1 protein-coding gene and 2 pseudogenes are annotated in these 2,568 nt (G+C 69.7%); all 3 read right to left on the bottom strand.

What is annotated here, in order from left to right; translation table 11 throughout:
- Positions 1–332: 332 nt before the first annotated feature.
- Positions 333–1,515: pseudogene (locus tag AOK24_RS41085) on the bottom strand (LOG family protein).
- Between the two features lie 23 nt (positions 1,516–1,538).
- Positions 1,539–1,961 (bottom strand): VOC family protein, encoded by a 423-nt coding sequence (locus AOK24_RS41090; RefSeq protein ID WP_055724999.1) that lies wholly within the window; start codon positions 1,959–1,961, stop codon positions 1,539–1,541.
- Positions 1,962–2,074: 113 nt separating this feature from the next.
- A pseudogene (locus AOK24_RS41095) lies at positions 2,075–2,568 on the bottom strand (hypothetical protein); the annotation flags it as partial.

Below are 2,568 nucleotides of genomic sequence, written 5' to 3' on the forward strand. Positions count from 1 at the left end.
CGACGTCCTTGACGGTGATGACGCCCTTGTCGCCGTCGCAGGACGCGGCGGCGGAGAAGTCCTGGATGGTGCAGGCGAGTGCGCTCGTGGACGCGGAGAGGACGACGGCCGCGGAAGCGGCGGCTACGCCGAGCATTCGAGCCGAACGAGCGGCGGTGCGGCGGGATATGGACACGTTTGTCCTTTGCGGGGAGGCACAACTGCGGGGGGTTGAAGGGGAGTCGGCCCCGTGCGGGACGCATCGACATCCCCTTGAGGCTCACAGGTGTATAAGCGCGCCATAAGAAGTGTCAACGCGCGCATCCCATTTGACCCACGGCTTTGCTTGCTTATTAATTACCCGCGCGTTTCAAAGCTTCAGGCGCGTCCTCGATACGGTCCACGAGCGTGATCCGCGCCGCCATCGCCCTGTCCTTCGCCAGCGCCTCCAACAGCGGCCAGGCGGGCAGGCGTCGCGTCCAGTGCGCCTCGTCGACCAGCACCATCGGCCTCGGCTCGCCCCGCGACTCGTAGTAGTTCGGCGTCGAGTTGTCGAAGATCTCCTGTACGGTCCCGGCGGCCCCCGGCAGGAACACCACGCCCGCCGTGCAGCGCGCCAACAGGCCGTCCTCGCGGGTGGCGTTGGAGAAGTACTTCGCCGTGTGCGCGGCGAACGCGTTCGGCGGCTCGTGGCCGTAGAACCAGGTCGGAATCCCCACCGACGGCCCACCGCCCGGGTGTTGGGCACGGACCTCGAACGCCGCCGACGCCCACTCGGTCACCGACGGCGTGAACGTCGGTGCCTTCGCCAGGAGTTGGAGCGCCTCCTCCAGCATGGCGTCCTCGAACGGGGCCGCGTACGCGCCCAGGTTCGCCGCCTCCATCGCGCCCGGGCCGCCGCCCGTCGCGACGGTCAGGCCCGCTCGGGCCAGCGTGCGGCCCAGGCGCGCGGCGCCGGCGTACTCGTCCGTGCCGCGCGCCATCGCGTGGCCGCCCTCCCCCAAGCTCTCAACTTCGTTCGAGCAGGGAGGTACCCCCATCCCCCACCACCCTTGCGTCGACCAGGAGTTCGTCCAGGGCGTCCGAGACCGCGTCGTCGTGCACCGAGCGGAGCATCGACGCGAAGATGTCGCCGTCGGCCTTCGTCTGCTGGAACCACGCGTACGTCTGGGCGTCGGGGGTGTGTTCGTAGCCCTCCGGCAAGTCCTCGAACAACTCGTCCGGGGTGTACAGCAGGCCCCGGTACGGGTCGAACGGGAGGCCCGGGATCGGGGGGAACACCAGGGCGCCCGCCGATCTGACGTGCGCGTCCGCCTCCGGGGTCATCGGGCAGCCCAGGAAGACGGCGCCGGTCGTGTCGGCCGTCAGGAGCGCGGGCGTGCGCGTTGTCAGGTCGACCGCCTGGACGCGGTATCTCGCCAGGGTGCCGGCCGTCGCGATCACCTCGTCGAACTCCGGGAGGGATTCGATCTCGCGGTCGGGTATGCCGTCGTACGGCTGGGCGCTGTCGTACTGATGGGCGGGTGTCTGGTCCACCCGCCCATGCTAGGCAGGTCTCGTCAGCCCTCCATCGCCGACGGGTCCATCCAGATGACCTCCCAGGTGTGGCCGTCCAGGTCGTCGAAGGCCCGGCCGTACATGAAGCCCTCCATGTTCTGGGGGTCCCTCGGCTCCGTCGCGCCCAGTTCCAGGGCCCGGTCCACCAGGGTGTCCACGGCGGCGCGGGTCTCCGCGCTCAGCGCGATCATGACCTCGCTGGTCTTCGTGGCGTCCGCGATCTCCTTCTTCGTGAACGTCGCGTAGAACGGCTTCGTCAGGAGCATCGCCACGATCGTGTCGCTGATCACCACCGATGCGGCGTTGTCGTCGCTGAACTGGGGGTTCAGGGAGTAGCCCAGGCCCGTGAAGAACTCCTTCGACGCGGCGAGGTCCGCCACGGGGAGGTTGATGAAGATCATCTGCTGGTACGCGGGGGTGGTCATCTCGGGGTCTCCATCGGTGTCGGTCCGTTGTGTTCGGTAGGTAGACCCCGGGGGTGCGGGTTACTCATCGGTGGTCCGGGATTTTTTTCGTACGAATTTTCAGGGGGCCGGGATCAGGTCGCCAGGGGGAGCGTGGCCAGTTGGGCCACCGCGAGGGTGAGGGGGGTGAAGACCAGGAGGAGAGCCGCTGTGCGTGCGGCTGCCGCCGTGCGGAGCGTCTTCGCCGGGGCGCCCAGTCTCAGGAGGGCCGCTGTCGTGTCCGCCCTCGACTGGCGGGACTCCACGGCCGCGGTGAGGAGTGTGCCCAGGGCGCAGCCGGTGACCAGGAGGACGCCCAGGGTGGAGAGGGGGCCGGTCGGTCTGTCGCCGTTCAGGGTGGCCATCGTGTAGGCGCCGGAGAGGACCGCGCACAGGATGCCCAGGGGGCGGCCGATTCTCTCCGACTCCTCCATGAGGCCCCTGCCCGCGAGGAGGCGGAGGGCTCCGGGGCGGAAGGTCTGGAGGAGTCTGCCGCAGAGGTGGGTGAGGCCGGGGCCCGCCAGGGCCAGGCCCAGGGCGGTGAGGGTCCAGCCGAGGAGGACTGCGGCGGGGCCCGGCCTCACCCGCC

The organism is Streptomyces niveiscabiei (genome assembly GCF_001419795.1).
In the GTDB taxonomy this organism is placed as follows: Bacteria; Actinomycetota; Actinomycetes; order Streptomycetales; family Streptomycetaceae; genus Streptomyces; species Streptomyces niveiscabiei.